Consider the following 24,912-nt stretch of genomic DNA (forward strand, 5'->3'; position numbering starts at 1 on the left):
TTAGGCCCCGTAATGCCGCCTCTCGCGTCTCAGCCATTCGCTGATGGCGTGGGGTGGATAGCCGCCGCATCGTGCCGTGCCCCATGAAAAAAAGTCTCTCCATCCTCTCCGCGCTCTTTTGCGCCTCCACGCTGACGTTGTCGGCACAAACCACGACGGAAACCACCACCACGCGCTCCGTGGATCTCATCGATCCGGCGGCGTTTGGGTTTGGAAGGCCGGGTTACATGGTGGACACGACGTTCATCGACACGCAGGACTTTGCGAACCGTCCGGGCGGGCTCGATTTCATGGAGGTGCGCACGATTCTGCCGCTGTGGACGAAGAAGATGAACGCGCTGCGCATCAGCGCCTCGCTGAGCTACAATTTGAGCGAGCTGGACTTCAACGGCTTCCTCGGGCTGCAACGCGAGACGCTACACACGCTGGAGGCGCAGGTGAGTCTCTTCTGGCGGCCGGAGCATTCGAAATGGTGGGGACTGGGCTTCTTCACGCCGGGGCTCGGCACGGATTTCCAAGGGTTGTCGTGGGACGACTTCGAGGTCTCGGGCCTTGGGTTGCTCGGCTATCGCTTCACGGACACGTTCAGCCTCGCGGGTGGTTTCTTTGCGCAATACGGAGCACAGGAGGGCATGATCGTGCCTGCGCTCGGTTTCATCTGGAAGCCGGACCCGTTCATCGTGCAGGTGACGCCGCCGTTTGTGGTGCTTGGCTGGCGGGCGACGGATCGCGTGACGCTGAGCCTCAGCGCCTACCCGAGCGGTGGCTCGTGGGATATTGAAGACCCGAATGTGAACCGCGTGGAGCTCAATGGCTGGCAGACAGCCGCGTCGGTCATCTACCAGGCCACGGATCGCTTTTCCATCTCGCTGCGTGCCGGTATGAATGTCGGCGGCGAGCTTGAGTTGCGCGATGGGAACAACAAGGTGCTGGCGAATGAAACGCTGGAGTCGGCCCCCTTCGGGGCGCTGAACTTGCGCTGGCAGTTTTGATCCCGTTTTGATGCACGCATGACTCCACCCCTTCCAGATGAGGCCCGCTTCCGACTGCTCGTCGAGAACATCGGCGATGTGCTGTGGTTCAAGGAGTTGAATCCCGCGCGCTTCACCTATGTGAGCCCCGCGTTTGAGCGCATCTGGGGTCGCAGCGTGGCGGAGCTTCAGCGCAAACCGGGCCTGTGGGAGGAGGGCATTCATCCCGAGGATCGACCTGCGGTGCGTCAGGCGCTGCGGGCGTGGTTCAGCGGTGAAAAAGCAGACTACGAGGTGCATTACCGCGTCATCGGCAAAAAGGGCGAGGTGCGCTGGCTGGCGGATCGCGGCATCATTTTGGGCCGCAAGAACGGCAAGCCCTACCAGATCGGCGGCATTGCGCGTGACATCACCGAACGCGAAGCGGCTGATGCCTCGCGCAAACGCCTCGCTGCCGTGGTGGAGAACTCCGACGACGCCATCATCACGCTCGATCTCGATGGCGTGATCCAGACCTGGAATGCCGGTGCGGAGCGCATCTTCCACTACACCGCGAAGGAGGCCGTGGGACGCAATGTAGCGTTTCTTCGACCGCTGGAGGCGGCGGATGACGAGGCCGTATTCCGTCGTCACATCCAACAAGGCAAACGCATCGACCACTACGAGACGCATCGCGTGCGCAAGGACGGACGCGTGATCGACATCTCCGTGTCGATCTCACCTTTGAACGACTCCGCCGGACGCATCACTGGCTTCTCGAAGATATCGCGCGACATCACGCAGCGAAACGTGGACCGGCGCATGTTTCATCAACTGCTCGAGTCCGCGCCGGACGGCTTCGTGATTCTGAATGCCGAGGGCATCGTGCGAATGGCCAATGCACGCACGGAGGTGCTCTTTGGCCTGCCACGGAAGAAAATCATCGGCGCTCCATTCGAGGCGCTGCTGCCTGCGGAGGACCGACATCGCTTCACGGCATGCCGTCGCGAGTTTTTACGGCAGCCGGGCCGCTCGGAGAAATTTCGCGGCATGCATCTGAATGGCGTGCGACGTCGCAGCGAGCCGTTTCCGATGGAAATCAGTCTCAGCCAGGTGGAGACGCCGGAAGGGCCGCTCATCATCATCGACATCACGGACATCACCGAGCGCAAAGAGGCCGAGCAGACCATCCGCGAGCTGAACGCGGAGCTCGAGCAGCGCGTGCAGGAGCGCACCGCCGCGCTCACCGAGCAGATCGCCGCGCGGCTTCGACTTGAAGAGGAGCTGCTCAACATCAGCGAGCGCGAGCAGCGCCGCATCGGTCAGGATTTGCATGATGATCTCGGCCAGCAGCTCGCCGGGGCGTGGATGATGGCCGATGTGCTCCAGCGCACGTTGGAGGCCGACCAATCCCCGCGTCATGCCGAGGCAAAAAAGATCGGTGGCCTGCTGCAAAAGGCCCTCGCCCACACGCGCGGTCTCGCTCGTGGCCTGCATCCCGTCGCGCCGGAGCAGGGCGGCTTTATACGGGCGCTGGAAAACCTCGCCGCGCAGTCCGGCGAGCTGTTTGGCGTGAAATGCCGCTTTGAATGCCACGAGACGGCTCCCATCCAAATTGAAACATCGATGATGCATCTCTACCGCATCACCCAAGAGGCTGTGAGCAACGCCGTAAAGCATGGGAAAGCCAAAAACATCCGCATCCGCCTCACCGCAGCCGCTTTGACCATCACCGACGACGGCACAGGACTCAAAGCCACGCTCCCAGGAGATGGTATGGGCCTGCGCATCATGCGCTACCGTGCGGAAATATGCGGCGGCAAGCTCAGCGTGCGCAATGGCCGAAGCAAAGGCGTCGTCGTGTCATGTGAATTTCCACCAACACCCAGTCATGCCGAAGAAAACCAATCAACCAGCATTGCCGCCCAAAAAGCGCGTCCTCATCGTCGATGATCATCCCGTCTTCCGCGCCGGATTGACAGTTCTCGTGAACTTGGAGACCGATCTCGCCGTCTGTGGCGAGGCGCATGATGCCGTGCAGGCCATGACCGCGTTCGAAAGGCTCCAGCCAGACTTCGTGCTGCTCGACATGAGCCTTCCTGGCAAAGGCGGCCTCGAACTGCTCAAAGACATCCGCGCCTTCAGTCCGCGCACGCCCGTGCTCATCATCTCCATGCATGATGAGACGCTGTATGCCGAGCGCGTCATCCGGGCTGGAGGCCGCGGCTACATCATGAAGCAGGAAGGGCCGGAGAAAATCATCCAGGCCATCCGCCGCGTGCTCAGCGGTGGCATTGCGGTGAGCGAGGGTATTTCCTCCCAGATTCTCGACGCGCTCTCTGGAGCAAAAGCGATGGCAATGCCCGGCGCGGCATCCTTTTTCAAACTGACGGATCGCGAATTCGAGATCTATCGCCTCCTCGGTCAGGGCAAGGAGCCGCACGAGATTGCCCGCATGCTGCATCTCAGCATCAAGACCGTGGACACGCACCGCATGAACATCCGCCGAAAACTCGGGCTGCGTAATGCTACCGAGCTCATTCACCACGCCACACGCTGGACGGCTGAGCAAGCATGAACTCGTGCTGAGGTCGCCTCAGCGAGTTGCTGAGAAGCACTGCGAGGGAATGCGTATGGAGGCGCGGCAGGGAATTAAACAGCCTTGTTCGATGAACTCGAACCTCCCTCCCATCGGGCAAATGCCCGCTTACAAACGAACTGCAAAAGTTTTTTCTGTGGTTGGCATCCATCAGGTTGGGGCAGATGCGCAGCGAATGCTGGCAGCCAGAGACCAACTCACGCGCATTCTCGGCACCGAGGTGCACCTGAACTTTTTCTCCTGGCCCTTTCACAAACTCGAAATGCCGGACATTCGCGCCATGGCGTTTCATATCGCGGAGGAGTCAGGAATGATTTTGATCCCAGGCACCGGCGCGGAACCCGTGCCTGATCATGTATTGCGCTGGCTAGACAGCAGCCTCATCGCGCAGCGGGACCGCCGGGCGCTAATCGTGGCGTTGGAGCCGGACGGGAACTTATGCGCTTTTGCACGCCAGTTCGCCTCCCGCTGGCAGACGCAGCACCTATGCGCTCAGGATTTGGAGCAAGCTCACAATCGCAGCTTTGTCGCACAGGCCGTGCAACGACATCTGGAGGCTGTCGCGACGGAAGAAAATGCCAACGGGCAATGGATTGAGGCCAACCACACCCGGCCTGTGCCACAAGTCAGCCGCCCGGCAAAGCCCATGCCGAGCCTGATCAGCAAACCTGGAATGCGTGAGGAGGTTCGTATGAGTGCCTATCGGCTCTGGCTGGCAGCCGGGTGCCCATCAGGTCGTGAACTAGACTTCTGGCTCCAAGCGGAGCGTGATTTCCTCACTCAACAGTTTGATGAAAGCCGCTCAGCGGATTGCTGAGGCCCGCTGGGACAGCATGCTGATTGGTGCAACCGCACGCACACGACATTCTGCAACTGTTCAGAAACAAAAAAATAAACCCCAGTGAAAACTCGCCTTTCGCTCCTTCTCCTCCTCACCGGCCTGCTCTCGTCATGCAGCAGCTATGAAATCAAGTCGGCACAAAACGAGGAGCACTCCTGTTACAGCACCTGGCATTGGTATCCCCAGAACTCCTGATGCTGTCACAACCGCCTGCAGGAGCCTTCCGTTCCGACCGCCATGAAAAAACCTCGGCGGCTCCTGTCGGCACCCTTTTCCACTCTTCATCCACTCTTCATCCACTCTTCATCCACAAACACGATCATGATCATTCAACTCGACTGGTTCGGCTGCGACCCGCGCACCCAATGGGAAACCCAGATCCATCAGACGCTCGAACAGTTCGCCACGCTCAAGCCCATTTCCCGTGCCGTGGTGCGCGTGGAGCAGCAGCGGGAGAAAACACCGCGCTACCACCTCTCCATGATGCTCTGCATCCCCGGCCCGGACGTTCTGGCGCGTAGCGCTGGGCACACCTTTGACGAGGCACTGCTAAAACTCCACGACAGCGCACGCAAAACACTCGCCACGCGTCTCCTGAAAGCCAGGCAGCTCACTGGCGCGGCGCGTGGGGTGAAGCCCGCACATCGCGGCTGATCTCTTCAACGACGCTACTAACCAATCACCATGACTTCCAACCCATTTCTCAGCGGCCGTAACCTCGTCACCGCAGTCACTTTGTTCTCTGCGGCGCTAATTGCTGGCCATGAAAGTGCCAGTTCTGCAAACGTGACATCCGCCGTCTCACGGAGTATGCCGAGTGCCGAGAGCAAAGCAGCGCGGGCGCTGAGCCGCGCAGAACTACTGCCGCTCGAAGCCATCGCACGGCGCGCCCAATCCATGATGGAAGTGGCCTCATTCACGCCCACCCGCGTCTGGCCGCATGGCGTGCGTGATCAGCAGGGACGAATCGGCCTTTTCTTGAGCAGTCAGCGGCCATTGTTCGGTGATCCCACGCCTGAGATCGTGCAGGCAAAGGAGGCATGGGTTGTCTTCGGGCTGGTGGCAGCAGTAAAGTACTCGGAAGGCAGCCAGATTAGACACATCGCCTTTACCGACAGCCAGGGCGAGACGAGTGAACGCTGGTATTATGACATCAGCATGGTGGAGGCGCGGGAGATTCACGAGATGCTTATCCGCGGCATCGTGCGGCCTGAAAATGCGTTCAATCTCATTGAGGCCGCTTGGCAGAAAGTCACCGCTGAACATCACCTCGCCCTCCAATGAATCGACGCATGCGCTGGCCCCTAGTTTTCACTTCGATTATCGCCTCCTCACTCCATGCCGCCGTCGGTGATCCGCAACTGGCGACGGACCACCCGTGGTATCCGGGCGAGCTCGCGATGTCCTCGTTTGAGCGGCTCGCTCAAACCGCCGCGGAGCAATACGAACGCACCACCGGCCACAAGGCCGACAGTGATCATCACAAAGCGCTCGCCGCGTGGTTCTTCCGCAACACGCACTACGCCCACGGCGAAGAGGGCAAAGAAAACCTGTGGGGCAAAGGTTTCTCCAACGACACGCAGCACGCCACTCGCGATTACTGGACCGGGCTCTTCGCGCATGGCTTTGGACTTTGCGGAACGACGCACGCGCAGTGGACCGCGGAGCTGGATGCGCTGCTCGGCCCCTGCCGCAGCCGCGTCACCGGCACGAAGGGACACAACAGCTTCGAGGTCTTCCTGAAAGGCGGCGCGTATGGCGAGGGACGCTGGGCCATGCTCGATCACGACCTCTCTACCGTCATTTACGATGCCATGGGCACCTCGCTGCTCGGGCTCGATGTCATCTCGCAACATCATGAGCGCTTCGCGCGGCGCGATTACCATCCCGAGCGGCAAAAAGGCTGGCTCATCTGCGGCCTGCACAAGGATGACGGTGCCTCCTACGCCGCCTTCAACAGCGCGGAGTATCGCGCCGGCTACGCAGGCGCACCGCCACTCTTGCAGCTCCGCAAAGGCGAAAGTCTCCGCCGTTGGCTCGAGCCTGGACTCGACGATGGCAAAACCTTCGTCTTCTGGGGCCGCAATCCGATGATCAAAGGCATTCCGGGCCCGGAGCGCTCGCGCACCTGGGTGAATCAGCCGGAAAAGATGCACGGCTCGCAAAACGGCACGCCGCACATCGACGGCCAGGCACGCTACGGCAATGCCGTGTATCAATGGCAGCCCGATTTTGCCGATGGCGTCGTCAGCAGCGATGAAAAGCACGTCACGCTCGAATTTTTCACGCCCTACATCATCGGGGCCACACCGCCGGATGACAGCGAGTGGGGCATCTACAAGCCCGGCGGCAAAAACGGCCTCGTTTTGCGCGGCAGCGCCACCTGCACAGTCGCCGTTTCCACCGATGGCGGTGCCTCATGGCATGACGCGGGCACTTTTCGCGATGGACTCGACCTCACCGATCAGGTCAAAGGCCACCGCCAGTATCATCTGCGCTTCGGTGCAGCCGCGGCGCAGCTCCAAGAAGCGAACATCGCCATCACCACCGTCTGCCAGGCGAATGCAGCCACCTTTCCGCGTCTGAAGGAAAACGGCACGCGCATCCGCTACGAGGCCAGCGGCCGCGGCATCGTCAGCTATGGCCCGAACAAGCAACAAGCCGCGCCGCGCATCATCGAGGGCGCGTTGGACTCGCCAAAGGTCACGCTCGAGTTCGCCACGCCTCGCGGCGAGAGCATTCAAGGCCTGCACGTCGCCACACAGATCGCCTCCAGCAATCCACCGAGCCCCGACATTGCTTATCACATCGATTGCTCGCTCGACGGCGGCCAGACATGGCGATCGCTGCTCAAAGACGGCCGCATTCATCGTCGGGGTGCAGAGCCTGCGGATTTCTGGTCGCAGTCCATGTGGAGCGCCGCGCTCGAGATGCCAAAAAACACCGCCAGCAACGTCCGCGTGAGATTTCAAAACACAGGCGGCAAACGCTACCTCCGCGCCGAGGGCCATTTGCTTTATCCCGTGAGCAACACCGCCTCAAAAGTCACCTTCGCGTGGACTGACAGCGCTGGTAAGCATCAAGAAACAAAGCTGCTCGACCATTGTGAGAGCTGGGAAATATCTACTCAAACCCAGCTGAAGACTAAATGGGTAGAGATCGCACATCCATGACGCTGGCAAGAAAAGATCCCTACCCTCCTCAACCCCTTATTTTTGCCCATAAATCTTCCCGCTAAATCAGATGAAGAATACACCCACCTATATCGCCCTTAACCGCGTCATCTTTGGCCCCACGGCTGAAGACATTGCTCATGTCGAAAAGGTCGGCTGGAGTGCGTGGGTCGAGGAGCAGCTCAAAACGGACTCATTCGCCAAAGGCGACGCAGTGAGACGCATTGCCTCCCACAAGCTCGAAATCGAATGCGAGCACGAAGGCATGATGGCACCTGCGATGATGATGCAGGGCAGGAAACCCGGGATGATGGCCGCTGAAGGCAAAAAGGCGGAGAAGCAGAAGTTCGAAGTGAAGAAGGAGCAACGTGGCCTTACTGCGCTTGAAAAGCCGATGGAGGTGCTTTTCAAAGCTCAGTCTCAGGAAGACTACCCTTACCAAGAAATTGAGCGCTGCTCACATGAAGTCGAGGTGGCTACGATCATCCGTGCTTGTTACTCAAAGTGGCAGGCGCGCACGTTGCTCTTCGATTTTTGGCACAACCATTTCAACGTCAACATTGACGCCAACGACACCATCCGCGCTGGCGGGCACAAAGTGTCGTAACAGCCCAACCAAACCTATGGCCATTCCAACAAACCTACCTCAATCTGCAGCCTCCCGGCTGTTGCCTTTTTTACGCTGGCCGCTGGTGCGCCATGATGAGCTGGCCCGCGCACATGTCGCGGCCGATCCTTCCCTAAAGGAGCATCTCTCCGGCTCGACCTTTTCCATCCGCATGCTGCGCTACTGGTGGGCCGGGCAAGCGATCGCCGAGGAATCCCGCCGCCAAGGGCGGGCGCTCTGCGTGCTGGATGTGGGCTGTGAGCGTGGTTGGCTGAAGTTTTTTACGCCTCCGGAGGCTGTTGCCCGCTGGGTGGGTTTGGACTGGGATGTGCGCCAGGAATGCCTCAACAACGCCCGCTACGACGAGGTCATCCGGGCCAACTTTGACGAACCGCTGCCCATTCCCACCGGCTACATGGATGTGGTGGTGAACAACCATGTGATGGAGCATCTGCCCCGGCCCGGCAGTACCATGGCAGAAATGAGCCGCGTGCTGCGCGAGGGCGGCATTTTCCTCGGTGGCAGTCCCACAATGCCAAACCTCTTCGCCCGCCTGCGGGAGCGCTGGCTCCGCCGGAAGCTGCGCCTCGGTCGGGTGGCCCCGGGTGGCCACATCAATTGCCTTTCCCCCGAACGCTGGAAGAGCCTGATGGATGACACCGGCCTACAGCCCGAATTTGCCACTGGCAGCCACGCCGTGCGTTTAACCGGGAGCTGGTTGGAAAGCCAGTCTTGGTGGATCCGCCTGAACCAGTTCTGGGGTGGCCTCTTCCCCTCGCTCGGGTCCGAGTGCTATGTGCTGGGACGGAAAACCTCAGCGTGGGCCTCCCAGACGCAGCTCCACCGATCCGCCAATGTCCACTGGCGCCCGCTCTGGGCCGGGCTGGCAGCGGCTGCGGTGCTTGCCCTCGCATGGGGCACCTGGAGCACTTGGCAGAAGTGGATGCACCAAGACTCCCACCAGTTGGTTTCCTGGATCGAGACGCATCAGGAAGGCCGGGATCACTTTATCGTATCCCACGACGCCTTGGAGGAGGCACTCCGCCATCGCTCAGATGTTCGCCTGGCTGGAGGTCTCAGCGAGGCGTTCCTCCTTCTCAAGGAACTGCCGCACGCCCACATGCTTGTCACCGAGGCTGATCTATCCGCGCTCTGCCGCTGGGATGCGGCGCGTGATCTGGTCATCGATTCGCGACTGCCACGCATCTTTCAGGATGACTTGATCCTCGTGCGTTCCGGGATCGCCGGCACCTCCCTTCGAGATTACTGGTTTTCAGACGCCACTTCGACGGTGGTCGAGGCGGCAAAGCACGACTCCTGAGGCATCGCCCGTCTCCTGGCCATTCGCTGCAAGCGCACCGCCGCGCTGCGCAGACTACCACTGCGTGTCACCTCCCCAAATAGGCTAAGATGATGATAGTTGAGGTGAGGGAGCGTCATGAAAGACAGTTAGACCATCACGAACTATTGGCTTTGAAACAATGAAATAGTCAAACTGAAGACAGGAAAGACAATCATGGAATTTAACTCTGATCTTGCGCCTATTTTACCACCATGAAACCCAGTGCTGATTTTATTGCTCTTAACCGCGCCACCTTTGGCCCCACGGCTGAGGAAATCGCCCGCGTCGAAAGCATCGGCTGGAGTGCGTGGGTCGAGGAGCAGCTCAAACCGGATGCGGCGGCGAAAGACGACGCGGTGAAGCGCATCGCCTTCCACAAGCTCGAAATCGAATACGAGCACGAGGGCATGATGGCACCGGCGATGATGATGAAGGCCGAAAAGCCCGCCATGATGGCCGCGGCGGCTCCTGACGGCAAAAAGCCCGAAAAACAGAAGTTCAAGGTGAAGGAGAAACGCGGCCTCACCTCACTCGACAAGCCGCTGGAGCAGCTTTTCCGCGTGCAGCGCCAGGACGACTATCCGTATCAGGAGGTCGAGCGCTGCTCCTTTGAGGTCGAGGTCGCCACGCTCATCCGTGCCTGCTACTCCAAATGGCAGGTGAAGGAGCTGCTCGTCGATTTCTGGCACAACCACTTCAACGTCAACATCGACGCCGACGACACGATCCGCGCCGTGTGGCCCGCGTATGATCGCGATGTCATCCGCAAGCACGCGCTCGGCAATTTCCGCGAGCTGCTGCAAGCCGTCGCGCAGGGCCTGCCGATGCTTTATTACCTCAACAACCGCAGCAGCAAGGCCAGCCCCGCGAACGAAAACTTCGCCCGCGAGCTCTTCGAGCTGCACACGCTCGGCGCGGAGCACTACCTCAATCATCTGCACAAAAAATGGCGCGAGGTGCCCGGCGCACTCGAAGGCAAGGCCGCCGGCTTCATCGACCAGGACGTGTATGAGGCCGCGCGGGCCTTCACCGGCTGGACCGCCGCCGATGGCGAGTATGACGACGATCAGCGCTTTCCCGAGACCGGCGGTTTTCACTACCACGCGCCCTGGCATGATCCGTATCAGAAGCGCGTGCTTGGCGTCGAATTGGAGCCGAATCAACCGCCGCTCGCCGATGGCATGGCCGTGCTCGACCTCGCCGCGTTTCATCCAGGCACCGCCATCTACTTGAGCCGCAAACTCTGCCGCCGCTTCATCGCCGACGAGCCGAACGAAGACCTCGTCAAACGCGTCGCCAAGGTGTGGAGCGAGCACGCGAAGTCCCCCGATCAAATCGCCCACGTCATGCGCGAGATTTTGCTCTCACCGGAGATGCAGGGCGGCTTCGGGCAGAAGACCAAGCGCCCGCTCGAATACCTCTGCGGCTTCATCCGCGCCACCGGCGCCGATGTGCGGCCCGATGGCGACATCGTGTGGCGACTCGGCGAATGCGGCCAGCGACTCTTCCAATGGGGCGCCCCCACCGGCCATCCCGACACTGCCGACTACTGGCAGAGCCCAAACAGCCTACTCAAACGCTGGCAGCTCGCCCGTGATCTCGCCACCAGTGGCTTCGATGGCGACGTCGTGCGCATGAACCTTCTCCGCAGCACCCCGCCGGACAAAAAGACCTGGCAGGAAGTCGCCGAGCACTGGCTCGATCGCCTCGCGCCCGGCCTGCTCGATCCCAATACCCGCGACGAACTCATCACCTGGTTCCGCGAATACGACGACGACGGCAAACCCCGCCATCACGAAGCCGACGCCGAAATCACCCTCGACGAATCCGACCTCGCCGACCACCTCGGCGAACTCGTCGCGTTGGTCGCCGCCACGCCGGAGTATCAACTACGCTGAGCCATCGACAGAAGAATGGGGACAAAAGAATCCAAACTCACTCATTCTTCTGTCCCCATTCTCCTGTCGAGAAACTCTGCCGCAAACACGCTGATTCCGATCTTGAAATCTTAAATCATAAGTCCCATGCGCCGCCGCCACTTCCTCTGCTCTTCGCTTGCTGCACTCACCGGCAGCCGCATCTCCAGCCTCACCTTCGCCGCCGATGCTCCGCAAAGCCGCGATCATCTCCTTGTCGTGCTCTTCCTGCGCGGAGGATGTGATGGACTGCATCTCCTCGGGCCGGCAAATGACAAAGATTACATCGCCGCGCGTCCTGAATGGCTGCGCGTCACCGAGTCGGGCAAGTTTGAAGGCCTTGCGCTCAAAAACGGCTTCAACGGCGTCGATATGCGACTCCACAAAGAAGCCGGCGCGTTGAAGGAGCTCTACGACAGCGGCCACCTCGCCATGGTGCATGCCTGTGGCCTGCAAAACGGCACCCGCAGCCACTTTGAGGCGCAGGACATGATGGAGCGCGGCGTGGCCGATCAAAAAGACATCAGCGTCGCCAGCGGCTGGCTCACGCGCACCATCGAGGCCCTCTCGCCACGCGGCTTGCTGCCTGCGGTGGCTGTCGGCGGCGAATTGCCGGACTCGCTCCTGCATTCCAAAGTCGCCGTCTCCATGACCGAGGCGTGCGACTTCAATTACGGCCACGAGCGCCAGGTCGCGCTGCTCAAGCGACTCTACGAAGGCCGCGAAAGCATACACCGCACTGGCAAGCTCACGCTCGACACCATCACCGCGCTGCAAACCAAGCTCCCGCGTGATGGCGATGGCAACGTGCAGGACTACGCGCCCGAAAAAGGCGTCAGCTACGAGGACATCGGCGGCCTCGGCGATAGTCTCCGCAGCCTCGCGCAGATCGCGAAGATGGACGCCGGCCTCCGCGTCGCCACCGTCGATTACGACGGCTGGGACACGCACGAGAGCCAGGAGTATCGATTCAACGAGCAGGTCAGCGAGCTCAGCCGCGCCCTCGCCGCCTTCTACAACGACATGAGCCGCTTCCATTCGAAGATGACCATCGTCGTGCACACCGAGTTTGGCCGCCGGCTCAAATCGAATCAAAGCGAAGGCACCGATCACGGCTACGGCGGCGTCCACATGGTCCTCGGCAGCGGCGTGAAAGGCGGCCGCCTCTACGGCGACTGGCGCGGCCTCGCCAACGAGCACCTCGACGAAGGCGCCGACCTCGCCATCACCACCGACTACCGCACCCTCCTCACCGAAGTCCTCACCAAACGCGTCGGCATCGACGACGTGAAGAGCATCTTCCCCGGCTTCGAGATGAAGCAAGCGCTCGGCATCGTGTGAGGCATCACGCGGCCGACCCGAATGGATTGGTGGAGTCATGGGGTGATGACTTTGGCATCCCATCACTTCACCACTCCATGACTCCATGACTCCAACACTCCGCTGCCCATGCGTCTTCTGCTTCTCCTCACCTCGTCCGCTCTCGCGCTAGAACCACTCCCGCAAGGCCCAGGCATCTCCAAAGCTCATCCCGGCGACTCCGGCATCGAAAAGCATTCAGCGGTGCTGCTTGTCGAAAACTTCGAAGAAGGCACGCTGGAGGCCTTGAAGCCGCGTTGGAATGAAATCGAGAACAAGGACGCCCGAGTGCTCGAAATCGTGAACGACCATCCTGCGGCCAGTTCGGGCTCCAAATGCCTGCAAGTCAGCGCCACGCTCGGAGAGAACACCGGCGGGCATCTTTTCAAGCGACTCGATCCCATCCAGACCCGCGTCTTCTCGCGCTTCTACGTCAAGTTCGCCGAGGACGCGCCTTACCTGCATCACTTCAGCGGCCTCGGCGGCTACAATCCGCCCACGAACTGGCCTCAAGGCAGCGCTGGCAAGCACGCCGCGGGCGACACGCGTTTCAGCGCCCGCATCGAGCCAAATGGCAGCTACGGCACGCTCGCCGCGCCCGGCGGCTGGATGTTTTACACCTACTGGCACGACATGAAGCAAAGCGCAGACGGCGGCTTCTGGGGCAACGGCCTCTGGCCCGAAGGCAAGCCCGGCCCGCCACGCGGCCAGTGGCAGTGCGTCGAGATCATGGTGAAATGCAACGAGGTCGGAAAAAGCGATGGCGAACTCGCCCTGTGGCTCGATGGCAAGCTCACCACGCACATCGGCCCAGGCACCAAAACCGGAAAATGGACCGGCGAAGGCTTCGACGTGCTCAAGGATGGCCCGCAGACCTTCGAAGGCTTCCGCTGGCGCACCGTCCCAGAACTTGCCGTCAGTTACTTCAAGCTCAGCCACTACGTCACCGAAAACGCCTACCGCCAAAACAACGTCGCTAATCCGCCCAAGACCAATCGCGTGTGGTTCGATGACATTGTGATCGCCACGGAGTATGTCGGGCCGATTCATCCCCACCCGTGAGAGCTACTCCCTTCCAGCTCGCATCCTCCAGGCTCATCAGGAGCGTGGCATTCTTCTCGGTTTCATTAAGAGGGAAAATCGCTTGGGCTGAAGCACTGCGCTTTTTCCACTTTGCTCGCTCGGGGGAAGGACTCTGGTTCGGCGCTTGCACACGCTGCTTTCTCACAGCGGCGTCTCTCATCGTGTGTTTGTCTGGGGAACCACTTCGGTCGGCCACTTATTATTGTTCGCCAAAAGCGGATGGCGAAGGAGATGGATCAATCCAGGCACCGTGGGCGTCCATCGGAGACGCTGTTGAACAACTGAAACCGGGGGATACACTCTACTTGCGGGGTGGCACCTACTACCAGTCCAACATCACGGTCTCGGTCAAGGGTTCAGCATCATCGAAAATCACCATCGCGTCCTTCCCGGGTGAGCGAGCTGAGATCTTTGGAGGGAGCGACGCATTTAACTCAGCGCCCAATGCGCTTTGGGAGTTGGTGGATAGCGAGAAACACATCTATCGCAGCAAAGCGAAAATCTCCGAGGATTATGCTGGATGGCTGAAGAGTGCAGACCTGCTGCTCTGGCGCTACGATCAATATGCGGACTTCAGTGCCAGCAGCTCTTCGGGGCGCTATTGCGGTCCCGGCCTCATCAGAAAGAATGGGCGCCTCCATATCCGGTTGCAGCAAAATGCCAACGACCTCCAAACGTTCTCCGGTGCTGCCATTGCCCCCATTCCGGCCGATCTGAATCCGAACCACCATGCGATCAGGCTCGTGGGAGGCTCCACGCTCATGTGGCTAGACGATGCGTCCTATGTTGTGATCAAGGATATCCACTTTCTCGCTGGAGCCTGGAACTGTTTTGAAATCGGCAATGGATCACACCATATCGAGATGAATGGCTGCGAGGTGCGGTTCGATGAGTATGGCATCCTCATCCGGGAGGGCGTTCATGATGTGGAGATTTCCCACTGCCTGATCAACAACGGCTTTCCGCCTTGGTCGCGCTGGGGTGACATCAAGAATGGGTATTCGCCACCCCTCAAAGGCTACAATGCCATGGCCGTTTACATCGAGGGCGCCTCCAACGTTCACTTGCACCATAACGTCTGGAAGAAGTGTTTTCAAAACATCAACATGAAGGGCAAGAACATCAGGGTGATGGACAACACCTTCATCCGGCCCCACGAGACCTTTTTGATCAGCCCGACTTCGACTGTTGAAATTGGGCGCAATGTGATCCGCCACGCTCTCGAAGTCTTTGCTCTTGCCGGTGACGATGATAGCGGCGCTGTCGGAGAAATCTTCATCCATCATAACATTGTGGATCAATCGGCGCTTCGTTATGTCGAGCGAAAAGGGAACTTCGGCAGCTTCGAGCGAGTGTGGACCACCGGCTGGGATCTGTTGGGAAATCATGAGAGCAATGAGGCCTGCGAGAAGTCGGTTTACAAAATCTACAACAACACCTTCATCGGGGGCGGCAACCCTGACAAAACAGGCTGGCATGGTGAAGGCACGCCTCTTCGTTCGACCTACCGGCGACATGTCGAATACAACAACATTTACGTGACCATGGGGGACGTGTCACTCGATCCGCAGGTGACTGACGTGGCGGGGAATGTCCTGTGGAAAATAAGGGGGAAAAATGCCACCACCGAACCACTCGGTCTCGCGATCAATCCCAGGTTCAACGCCGCAGCCTTCTTGCAGGAGAACGATGATTTGAAAACCTCTGCCCTCCGCAAACTCTATACACCCACAAATCCGCAAGTCTTCACCCCGGGAAAATCTTACCTCGGGTTGAAATGGCCGGGCACGGCGGGTGTTGACTACCGAGGTGCGCTTCCACGCGAGCCTTAGCGTGAGGAACTTATCCTGCAAAAACGCATGATCCCGGCCTTCCCAAATGAAACATTCATGCCAACCCACCCAAGACCAATCGCGTGTGGTTCGATGACATTGTGATCGCCACGGAGTATGTCGGGCCAATCTCGAAGCGTTGATACGGCCATGTCTTCTTTGCGCGTTAACACGGCTGCTCTGGCACTGCTCCTTTTCGGAGCTGTGCATGCTGCTGAGCAGACGCCACGCGCCTTCTTCTCTCAGCACTGCGAGAAATGCCACTCAGGCGAGAAACCGAAGGGCAAGTTAGACATTACGAAGCTGAGTGCGGATTTCAGCGATGCCAGCAATCGCGAACACTGGCAGCGCGTGCTCGAGCAGATCCAAAGCGGTGACATGCCACCCGAGGACAAGCCGCGTCCACCGGAGCAGGACGCCAACACCGCCATGAAGTGGATTCGCGGCCAGGTGGACGCGATTGAACTGGCGCGCCGCGCCAAGGAAGGTCGTGTGGTGCTGCGGCGGCTGAATCGTGCCGAGTATGCGAACACGATGCGAGATTTGCTCGGCGTGGAGGTGGATTTGGCCGACCTGCTGCCGCCCGACACCTCGACCAATGGCTTCGACAACAACGCGGAGCTGCTGCACACCTCCTCTCATCTGCTGCGCAATTATCTCGACGCCGCCGACCGCGTGCTTGATGAGGCCATCGCCAGCAAACCGAAGCCGTGGATTCTAAACAAGCGCTTCGACATCAAGGACGAGCGCACCGTGAAGCCGAACGGCAGCGTGTATCGCCATGTGCCGGACGGCGTGGCCATTTTTGCCGCGTGGGAGTCGGCGAACATCCGCGTGACGATGTGGAACTTCCGCAGCCATGTGCGCGGCAAGTATCGTTTCCGCATCTCCGCTTATGCCATCCAAAATGAGGGCAAGCCCGTCACCTACCGCGTCACCGCCGGCACGCTGAAGGAGGTCACCGAGGAGCGACTGGTCGGGTATTACTCCGTGCCGCAGGACAAACCGACGGTGATCGAGTTCACCGAGCAGTTGGAGCCGGAGAACCGCATCCGCATCCTCGCGGAAGGTCTGCCCGCCACGCCGCCCCAGGTGGAGAAGGTAGGCGCGGAGAACTACAAAGGCCCCGGCCTCGTGGTGCAGTGGGTGGACATCGAAGGTCCGCTGCTCGAATCCTGGCCGCCGCCAAGCCATCGCGCCTTATTCGGCGATCTCAAACAGGAGCGTGTGGAGCGTGAACGCTACGAGGTCGTGTCCGCACAACCCGAGGCGGATGCAGAGCGCTTGCTCACGGATTTCGCTCGTCGCGCTTTCCGTCGGCCCGTGTCCTCGCAGGAGATCCAGCCCTTCCTCGCGCGTGTGCGCAGTGCTTTGGAAAACGGATGCAGCTTTGAGCAAGCCATGCGCCTTGGCTTCAAAGGGATCTTGGTTTCACCCGACTTCCTCTTCCTGCGGGAGCGCGGACCGCGCCTCAATGATTTCGAACTGGCGAGCCGCCTCTCCTATTTCCTGTGGAGCTCAATGCCGGACGAGGAGCTTTTGAAACTGGCCGCGGCCAACCAACTGCACGAGCCCGAGGTGCTGCGCGGCCAAGTCGAGCGCCTGCTGCGTGATCCGAAATCGAGTTCCTTCACGGAAAACTTCACCGGTCAGTGGCTCAAACTCCGCGCCATCGACGATACCCTGCCAGATCGCACGCTCTACCCGGAGTATGACGACATCCTCAAGACCGCGATGCTGAAGGAGACCAAGCTCTTCTTTGATGAAGTGCTGCGTCAGGACCTGCCGCTGACGAACTTCGTGCATTCCGATTTCACTTTCCTCAATGAACGCCTCGCACGGCATTACCGCATCCCCGGCGTGGAGGGCATGGACATGCGCAAAGTCACGCTGCCTGCGGGCAGTCATCGCGGCGGCTTGCTCACCATGGGCAGCATTTTGAAGGTCACGGCGAATGGCACGACCACCTCGCCCATCATCCGCGGCTCCTGGGTGCTGGAGCGCATTCTCGGCACGCCGCCGCCGAAACCGCCGCCAGATGTGGAGGCCATCGAGCCGGACATCCGAGGCGCCACCACCATCCGCGAGCAATTGGCGAAGCATCGCCAGGTCGAGAGCTGCGCCAGCTGCCATCGTGAGATCGATCCGCCAGGCTTTGCGCTGGAGAGCTTCGATGTCATCGGCGGCTGGCGAAAGCACTACCGCAGCCTCACAAACAATGGCGAGCGCGACAGCCAGGGCCGCCGCGTGCGTGACGGACCCGCCGTCGATCCCGCCGATGCCCTGCCGGACGGCCGCCGCTTTCAAAACATCGACGACTACAAGCAACTCCTGCTCGCCGACAAAGCCCAGCTCACCCGCAACCTCGCCGAAAAGCTCATGGCCTACGGCACCGGCGCTGCCCCCACACCGCTCGACCGCCCGCAGATCGACGAAATCGTGCGCCGCGTGGGCGAGAAGGGCCTGGGATTCCGCACCTTGATTCACGAGATCGTTCAAAGCAGTCTTTTTCAGACGAAGTGACTTCTACAAACATGAAACACGTCATCCTTATCCCAGTCTTCTACGCATTGGCTTGTCACGTATTGGCAGGTGAGTCTGCGCTAACGAAGACTTATCAGCCGCTGGATGGCCTCGGCGCGGGTTCGATTGTCATTTCTGCGGTCACTTGTCATGACTGGTATTCACACAGCGGCCAGCCTACTTCCATTAGCTTGATTTCAGCCGCCAACGTTCCGCCGACCAACAACCCAAAAGAAGCGACAGAAGATCTGAACCTCGCCTCAGCTTGTGGAGTCCGGTTTAGCTGTGGGGATATGGATCTGACCTCCGAGTTAACTTTGGATGCCACCGCGTTTGCAATCCCGGAGCGATTCGACCATCCACGTGAAGAGATCGTTCGGGCTTCCCTGGAGTGTCTGAGACGCTGCCTTCCAGACAAACTGCATCAAACTCCAGTCACCCTAAAGTCATCGAATGAGAACAAAGCTTGGTTAGCTGAGATCGTCCGTCAGTTTAACATGCATGACCGGAGCAAAGTCTTCTTCACACCAGCTCAATAACCCAGCTCTCCATGTCCCCTCTTCTCCCAGTCTCATTGTCTGATCGTCTCGTTGTCCCATGGTCTGATTGTCTCCCTTTCTCATGAAAACCCGCCGCCATTTCCTCCGCACCACGGGCATCTCTTTGGCCCTTCCTTGGCTGGACAAGTTTTCCATCGGTCATGCCGCCAGCGCTTCGCCGACACCGCGCCGCATGATCTGCATCTGCGCGCCGCTGGGCTTTTATCCGGAGCATTTCTTCCCCAAGCAAACGGGCAAAGACTACGCTCTCTCGACCTATCTCGACATTCTCAAGGATCACCGCGATGACTTCACGGTCATCTCCGGCCTGCAGCACGCGGGCATGGGCTCCAGCTTTGCGCATCAGGCCTCGGCCAGCTTTTTGACCGGCGCTCCAGGTGCGGGCAGGCCGGGCTTTCGTAATGCAGTCTCGCTCGACCAGTTTGCAGCCGAGCACATCGGCACACAGACCCGTTTTCCCAGTCTCGTGCTCTCGGGTGAAGGTTCCGGCGGCCTCTCATGGACGCGCACGGGTGCCTTGATCCCGGCGGACAACTCGCCCTCGAAGGTCTTTGCCCGACTTTTCCTCGAAGGCGACTCCGGTGAGGTGGCGCAGCAGATGCGGCGGCTGGAAGATGGCCGCAGCATCCTCGACGATGTGCGCTCGCAGGCGAAATCGCTGCTCTCCGGCCTCGGCAGCGAGGATCGTGACAAGCTCGACGAATATCTCACCAGCGTGCGCGAACTGGAGCAGCGCATGGTCAACGACGAGAGCTGGGCCCGGAAACCGAAGCCAAAGATCGACGTCAAGCCGCCGCAGGACATCCAGAACGCCGCCGACCTCATCGGCCGCACGCGCCTGCTCTTTGATCTCAGTCATCTCGCGCTGCAAACCGACTCCACACGCCTCATCACCATCATGCTCGCGGGCAACACGCAGGTCCCGCCGATTGAGGGCGTGTCTCTCGGCCATCACGACCTCTCCCATCACGGCAAGGATCCCAGCAAACTCTCGCAGCTTCAAATCGTCGAGCAGGAGACGATGAAAACCGTGCGCGATCTTCTTTCGAAGCTCCAACAATCCAAGGAAGCCGATTCCAACCTGCTCGACCGCACCACGGTCTTCCTCGGCAGCAATCTCGGCGATGGCAGCAGCCACTCCACCAAGAACCTGCCCGTGCTGCTCGCGGGCGGCGGTTTCAAACACGGCCAGCATCTCGCCTTCAATCCCGACAATCCGCCGCCGCTCTGCAATCTCTTCGTCAATATGCTCCAGCGCATGGGCATCGAGACCGATAAGTTCGGCACCAGCACGGGAACGCTCACCGGAGTGGAGATGAAGCAGGCGTGAGAGAGGCCAACAGCGTTACCACAACGAGTTGATGCAGTAGAGTATTCATCTTCACGCGTGCGCCTTCCATGCATGGCTTCACGATGCTGGAAGTCATTTCGCGACCAGTTTGTCGCTGCCGCGCATCAATCAACACATCAGAAAAATGATTCTTCTGCCCCCATTCTCCTGCCTACATGTCTTGTCGGTCACGGATTGACTAGGTCCTTCACGACATCGGTCCATTGGTCATGCCTTTGGACCAATACCGCATGCCGTATTCGCGCACTTCGGGTTGGTCAGTCAAAGCATCTCAGCCATTTGCTGAGCGAAATGCCTGGAGCCCATTCGTTTTGAATCAGAACTCATGACCCGACTCCTCCTTTGCCTTCTCTCCTTCACTCGACTCTCGCTTGGCGCAGCCTATCAGCCCACATGGTCTACCATCACACCAAAGCGGGTGATTCAACATGCCGATCCGAATGGAGCTGCGCTTGTGAAAGCCGTGGAAGCTTTGAAGCCGGGTGATAAGCTCGAACTCGCCGCTGGCACCTATAGTGTCGAGCGCATGTGGGACATCGGCGTGAGCGGCACAGCCGATGCGCCGATTTGGATCGTCGCTGCCGAGGGGGCGCAGGTCGTCATCACGCGGCCTGATGACAAGCAAAACGTGCTCAATGTCGGCCAGGGCGGCCCGGTGAACTTCCTGTGCCTACGCGGCATCGAGTTCACTGGCGGCAGTCATGGCGTTCGCCTCGGGCATTGTGCAGATGTTTGGCTCGATCAATGCCATATCCATCACACCGGACAGGTTTGCCTCAGTGCCAACAGCGCCGACACCCAGCGCCTCTTTTTGACGCGCAATCACATCCACCACGGCGACGGTCACGCGGAAGGCATGTATCTCGGTGCCAACAACGGCGACTGCATCATGAGCGAGAGCGTCATCGCGTTGAACCACGTTCATGATTGCCGCGGCGATCAAGGCGACGGCATCGAGGTGAAGCAGGGCTCGTGGGGCAATCTGATCGCGGAGAATCACATCCACGACACGAATTACCCCTGCATCACCGTCTATGGCACCGCGGGCAAGCCGGTGAACATCATCGAGCACAATCTGTGCTATAACAGCGGCGACAACGTCATGCAGGTGCAGGGCGAGGCCATCGTGCGGAACAACGTCCTCATCAACGGCGCAGGCGCAGGCTTTGCCAGCACCGATCATCAAGGCAAGACCCTCAACCTCCAAGTCATCCACAACACCATTCTCAACAGCGCCCACGCCTTTCGCGGCGGCTCCTGGAATGGTCGCGAAGGCATGGTCCTCGCGAACAACATCCTCTACTCCCGCGATGCCAATGCCCTCCTCTACGCCAATGGCAACGCGGGCGTCATCAGCACTGGCAACGTCGTCTTTGGCCATGGCCCGAAAGACGGCTGCGTCAAAGGTCGAGGCTTCGAGGACTTCCCCGGCGTCAGCCTTGACGGCAGCAAGCACGACGCCACACCCGCCAGCGATGCTCGTTTCCAAAATGCCGATGCGAAATACCTGCTGCCGACCGACTTCAACGGCAAGTCCCGCGCCCAAAACATCAGCGGTGCCATCGCTCCCTAGCTTAACCATGAAAACGACAGCCCTGCTCCTCCTTGCCTGCACGGTGAGTGCGCTCGCCCAGCAGCCACAGCTCAAAACCGGCCCGAATGCCCATCTCGGCGGCACCTTGCTCATGCCGGCGAATGACGAGTGGAATCGCGATGTCTCCAAAGACGAGGTCGATCCGCTAAGCGATGCCATCATCGCCTCCATCGGCGCGGAGACAGGCCTGCATGAGGACTTTGGCATCGTGTGGAAGGGGCAGCCCGGCGGCATTCCTTATTACGTCGTCAGCGGTGATCAGCCAAAGGTGCCGGTGAGTTTCGAATATGCCGACGAGAGTGATCCGGGGCCGTATCCCATCCCGCCGGATGCGCACATCGAAGGCGGTCCGCAGGCCGAGGGCGACAGGCATGTGCTGGTGCTCGATAAGGACAACTGGAAGCTCTACGAGCTGTTTCACAGCTTCCCACTCGATGGTGGCAAATCATGGAAGGCGAGCAGTGGTGCCGTTTTCGATCTGAAGAACCCCAAACCGCGTCCCGCAGGCTGGACCAGTGCCGATGCAGCCGGCTTGCCGATTTTACCCGGCCTCGCCCGCTACGATGAAATCTGCGGCACGAAGAAGCTCACGCACGCGCTTCGCTTCACCGTGAAAAAGAGCCGTCGCGCTTACGTGCCGCCCGCCACGCACTTCGCCAGTCCGCATAAAGATGAAAACCTGCCACCGATGGGCATGCGCGTGCGATTAAAAGCCAGCTTTGACACCTCCAAGTTTACCGGCGCGGCCAAAGTGATCCTCGAAGGCCTCAAAACGCACGGCATGATCCTCGCCGACAACGGCGGCGACTGGTTCATCAGCGGCGCGCCTGATGATCGTTGGGTTCATGAGGAACTCCTGCCCATCCGCAAGGTGAAGGGCAAGGACCTCGAAGTCGTGAAAATGGGGCCGATGACGACGCGGTGATGCGTTGATGTTGGCAAGAAAATTTTTGGGCAGGAAAATTTTCCCAAGCCCTGCTGAATCCCATTTTCTTGCCCTTACATTTTCCTGCCAAAAATCAACCCCATGACTCCCACCCGCCCGTCCCGACCTCGCGTGCAGCTTTGGATGCTGCGCCTCATGATGCTCATCCTCATCACCGGCCTGCCGGGAGCACTGCTGCCAGAGATCGCGTTTCAAAAGTTCGCGTGGCTCATGGGGTATGGCAAACAACCCATCACGCCGCTCGTGGTCTATCTCTCCGGCAACGCTGGTTTCGCTTACGTCGTGATCGCCGCGCTGATCTGGGCCATCTCGCGAGATCTGGAGCGCTATCAGCCACTCGTGCGAATGTGCGGCTGGATCATGGTCATCGCAGGGCCGGCCTATCTCTCCATCGATCTGCAATGCCCGCTGCCGTTGTGGTGGACGTTGATGGACAGCGTGGGCTGCTTCCTCATCGGCCTCACGCTGCTTTGGGCTTGTCCGCCAGTAGATTGGACGCCTTCCTCAAAGGACTAATCCTAAATCTGGATTTCATACTTCATGTTCCGCGCTCTCTGAATCAGGGTGTTACGACACAAGGGTGAGTGGTTTGACCTTACGATCTGATTGTAACTTCACTCCATCACCGCAAACTCCGGCGACAACAAAATGGCCTGGCAAAGCTCTTCCCAGGCGGTGAGAGGCTTTTGAGGGGCTTTCGGGTTGGCGAAATCGACGCGTGCGTCCCAGCGTTTGGCCATGCCGGGCATCGCGGGCATGTCGGCGGTGGGCATGGTGATGCTGGGGCTCCATTGGTAGGGGCCGGCATCCTTGTCGGTCTGGCTGTTGACGATGAAGTCGAGGGTGTCGCCCTTCTTGACTGCTATCTTCGCGAGGTCGGTGCAAAGAGATTGCGCTTTGGCTTTCCATTCGCCGAGTTCGCCGGTGCGACTGCTGATGATGCGGGCGATGACGCCTTCGGTCTTCGCATCGGTGTGCGTGAGTTCGGCGGTGATGTTGATCTCGCCATCGAGTGGGGCGATCCAGCGGCGGATGCTGCTCATGGAGGGGGTGAGGCCAGAATCGCCGCCCATGGCATCGACTTTGACTTCGCTGGGTTTGCCGTCGGTGGTTTTGAGTGTGCCTTTGAAGGCTTTGCCATCGAAGGCCGTGAGGCTGGCGAATTTCGTGGTCTGCTTGGCGGCGGCATCAAAGGTGCCGTAGCCGTATTGCCAATCCTGCGACTCGGGATGCACGAGATCGTCCTTCGGATACGCGGCGAGGTAATCGTGAGCGCGTTGCATTTCCTTGTCCGTGGGTTCGCGCTGGAAGACGCGGCGGTAGAGTTCTTCGAGGCGGCTGTTATCATCGGGCAACTCTTTGGTGAGCGTGGTGGCGAGCTGCTTGGCGCTGTCGGTGAGAAGCGGGCTGTTCATCAAAATGAGCGCACGCGGTGTCAGCGCGGTGCGGCTGCGTTTGGGGGCGCTGAAGTTCGGGTCCGGGAAGTCGAAGCTGCGGTAGAGCGAGGGCAATGTTTTGCGATCAACGAAGGCATAAACAGTGCGGCGCGTCGTTTCGGCGATCTTCTCGGCCTTGCCGCCGAGATCGGGTTTCAGACGACCGGTGACGGCGAGCAAGGTGTCGCGGAACGGTTCCAGATCGAGCGGGCGCATGGGGAAATCGGCACGCTGGTAGGCGGCGGTGAGCATGAGGTGCTTGTGCAGCTTTTTGAAGCTCCAGCCATTCTCCATGAACCATGCGGCGAGGTGATCGAGCAGCGGCTGGTTTGTCGGTTTGTCGCCACGGAAGCCGAAATCGCTCGGCGTGCCGACGATGGCCTCGCCGAAGTGCCAGGCCCACACTCGATTCACGATCACGCGAGCGGTGAGAGGGTTGTCCTTGCTGGCGATGGCCTTGGCGAGCTGGAAGCGACCGCTTTTTTCTTTCGGGAAGGGCTCGGGCGAGATGCTTTTGAGCGCGGTGATGAACTGGCGCGGGGCTTCAGGGCCTGGCGTGTTGGGATTGCCGCGGATGAAGACTTTGCCGTCATGCATTTTGTCGGCATCGACAAAGGTCATGGCACGGGCGGGTGCTCCGGGATGGTTTTGCAGTTCGGTGAGCGGTTTGGTTGCATTGCGGCGCAGGCCTTCGGCGACATCGCGGTTGGCGTAGAGTTTGTTGGAGAGAAAGTCTTTGCCCGTGAGGACGAAGGGCGAGCTGTCTTCGATGAAGATGGCGCGGAGTTGCTGGCCTTCGG

The 24,912-nt window shown here is 59.9% G+C and carries 21 protein-coding genes; 20 read left to right on the top strand and 1 reads right to left on the bottom strand.

Annotated elements, in window-relative coordinates; all coding sequences use genetic code 11:
- Nucleotides 1-83: 83 nt before the first annotated feature.
- The 20 genes from ACILSI_RS20060 (at nt 84) to ACILSI_RS20155 (ending at nt 23,192) form a co-directional block, all read left to right on the top strand.
- Nucleotides 84-992, top strand: a complete 909-nt coding sequence (locus ACILSI_RS20060; protein WP_395723692.1) for a DUF6268 family outer membrane beta-barrel protein — start codon at nt 84-86, stop codon at nt 990-992.
- An 18-nt stretch (nt 993-1,010) separates the two neighbouring features.
- Nucleotides 1,011-2,903: a PAS domain S-box protein gene (locus ACILSI_RS20065; protein ID WP_395723693.1), complete on the top strand. Its 1,893-nt coding sequence runs from the start codon at nt 1,011-1,013 to the stop codon at nt 2,901-2,903.
- The gene (locus tag ACILSI_RS20070; RefSeq protein WP_395723694.1) at nt 2,842-3,528 is read left to right on the top strand and encodes a response regulator; all 687 of its coding nucleotides are present in this window, start codon (nt 2,842-2,844) and stop codon (nt 3,526-3,528) included. Before ACILSI_RS20065 ends, ACILSI_RS20070 begins: the two co-directional genes overlap by 62 nt.
- 91 nt (nt 3,529-3,619) lie before the next feature.
- Entirely contained in the window at nt 3,620-4,366 is a 747-nt protein-coding gene (locus ACILSI_RS20075; RefSeq protein ID WP_395723695.1) for a DUF2934 domain-containing protein, read from the top strand.
- An 84-nt stretch (nt 4,367-4,450) separates the two neighbouring features.
- Nucleotides 4,451-4,585 carry a hypothetical protein gene (locus ACILSI_RS20080; protein WP_395723696.1) on the top strand — a complete coding sequence of 45 codons (135 nt, stop codon included), beginning with the start codon at nt 4,451-4,453 and terminating at the stop codon, nt 4,583-4,585.
- Between the two features lie 126 nt (nt 4,586-4,711).
- Nucleotides 4,712-5,044 (top strand): hypothetical protein, encoded by a 333-nt coding sequence (locus tag ACILSI_RS20085; protein WP_395723697.1) that lies wholly within the window; start codon nt 4,712-4,714, stop codon nt 5,042-5,044.
- Nucleotides 5,045-5,176: 132 nt separating this feature from the next.
- Entirely contained in the window at nt 5,177-5,674 is a 498-nt protein-coding gene (locus tag ACILSI_RS20090; protein ID WP_395723698.1) for a hypothetical protein, read from the top strand.
- An 8-nt stretch (nt 5,675-5,682) separates the two neighbouring features.
- On the top strand, nt 5,683-7,563 hold the full coding sequence (locus ACILSI_RS20095) for a hypothetical protein (RefSeq protein ID WP_395723699.1): 1,881 nt from the start codon (nt 5,683-5,685) through the stop codon (nt 7,561-7,563).
- 70 nt (nt 7,564-7,633) lie between these two features.
- Nucleotides 7,634-8,170, top strand: a complete 537-nt coding sequence (locus tag ACILSI_RS20100) for a DUF1800 family protein (protein WP_395723700.1) — start codon at nt 7,634-7,636, stop codon at nt 8,168-8,170.
- Between the two features lie 61 nt (nt 8,171-8,231).
- Nucleotides 8,232-9,491, top strand: a complete 1,260-nt coding sequence (locus tag ACILSI_RS20105) for a class I SAM-dependent methyltransferase (RefSeq protein ID WP_395723701.1) — start codon at nt 8,232-8,234, stop codon at nt 9,489-9,491.
- Nucleotides 9,492-9,724: 233 nt separating this feature from the next.
- Nucleotides 9,725-11,410, top strand: a complete 1,686-nt coding sequence (locus tag ACILSI_RS20110; protein WP_395723702.1) for a DUF1800 domain-containing protein — start codon at nt 9,725-9,727, stop codon at nt 11,408-11,410.
- Nucleotides 11,411-11,536: 126 nt separating this feature from the next.
- Nucleotides 11,537-12,769, top strand: a complete 1,233-nt coding sequence (locus ACILSI_RS20115; RefSeq protein WP_395723703.1) for a DUF1501 domain-containing protein — start codon at nt 11,537-11,539, stop codon at nt 12,767-12,769.
- 108 nt (nt 12,770-12,877) lie between these two features.
- Nucleotides 12,878-13,849, top strand: a complete 972-nt coding sequence (locus ACILSI_RS20120) for a hypothetical protein (RefSeq protein ID WP_395723704.1) — start codon at nt 12,878-12,880, stop codon at nt 13,847-13,849.
- A gap of 44 nt (nt 13,850-13,893) precedes the next feature.
- Complete coding sequence (locus tag ACILSI_RS20125; RefSeq protein WP_395723705.1) at nt 13,894-15,702, top strand: right-handed parallel beta-helix repeat-containing protein; 1,809 nt, start codon at nt 13,894-13,896, stop codon at nt 15,700-15,702.
- 150 nt (nt 15,703-15,852) lie between these two features.
- Nucleotides 15,853-18,225, top strand: coding sequence for a DUF1592 domain-containing protein (locus ACILSI_RS20130; RefSeq protein ID WP_395723706.1), 2,373 nt, complete (start codon nt 15,853-15,855; stop codon nt 18,223-18,225).
- Nucleotides 18,226-18,236: 11 nt separating this feature from the next.
- Nucleotides 18,237-18,764 carry a hypothetical protein gene (locus ACILSI_RS20135; RefSeq protein ID WP_395723707.1) on the top strand — a complete coding sequence of 176 codons (528 nt, stop codon included), beginning with the start codon at nt 18,237-18,239 and terminating at the stop codon, nt 18,762-18,764.
- An 82-nt stretch (nt 18,765-18,846) separates the two neighbouring features.
- Nucleotides 18,847-20,115, top strand: coding sequence for a DUF1552 domain-containing protein (locus ACILSI_RS20140; protein ID WP_395723708.1), 1,269 nt, complete (start codon nt 18,847-18,849; stop codon nt 20,113-20,115).
- Between the two features lie 346 nt (nt 20,116-20,461).
- On the top strand, nt 20,462-21,709 hold the full coding sequence (locus ACILSI_RS20145) for a right-handed parallel beta-helix repeat-containing protein (protein WP_395723709.1): 1,248 nt from the start codon (nt 20,462-20,464) through the stop codon (nt 21,707-21,709).
- Nucleotides 21,710-21,716: 7 nt separating this feature from the next.
- Nucleotides 21,717-22,655 carry a hypothetical protein gene (locus ACILSI_RS20150; protein ID WP_395723710.1) on the top strand — a complete coding sequence of 313 codons (939 nt, stop codon included), beginning with the start codon at nt 21,717-21,719 and terminating at the stop codon, nt 22,653-22,655.
- Nucleotides 22,656-22,757: 102 nt separating this feature from the next.
- A complete protein-coding gene (locus tag ACILSI_RS20155; protein ID WP_395723711.1) occupies nt 22,758-23,192 on the top strand; it encodes a hypothetical protein in 435 nt (144 codons plus the stop codon).
- A 98-nt stretch (nt 23,193-23,290) separates the two neighbouring features.
- On the opposite strand, the gene ACILSI_RS20160 is transcribed toward ACILSI_RS20155, so the two are convergent.
- The coding region (locus tag ACILSI_RS20160) for a DUF1553 domain-containing protein (protein ID WP_395723712.1) at nt 23,291-24,912 on the bottom strand (1,622 nt) is incomplete at its 5' end.

The organism is Prosthecobacter sp. (assembly GCF_044232965.1).
Taxonomy (GTDB): Bacteria; Verrucomicrobiota; Verrucomicrobiia; order Verrucomicrobiales; family Verrucomicrobiaceae; genus Prosthecobacter.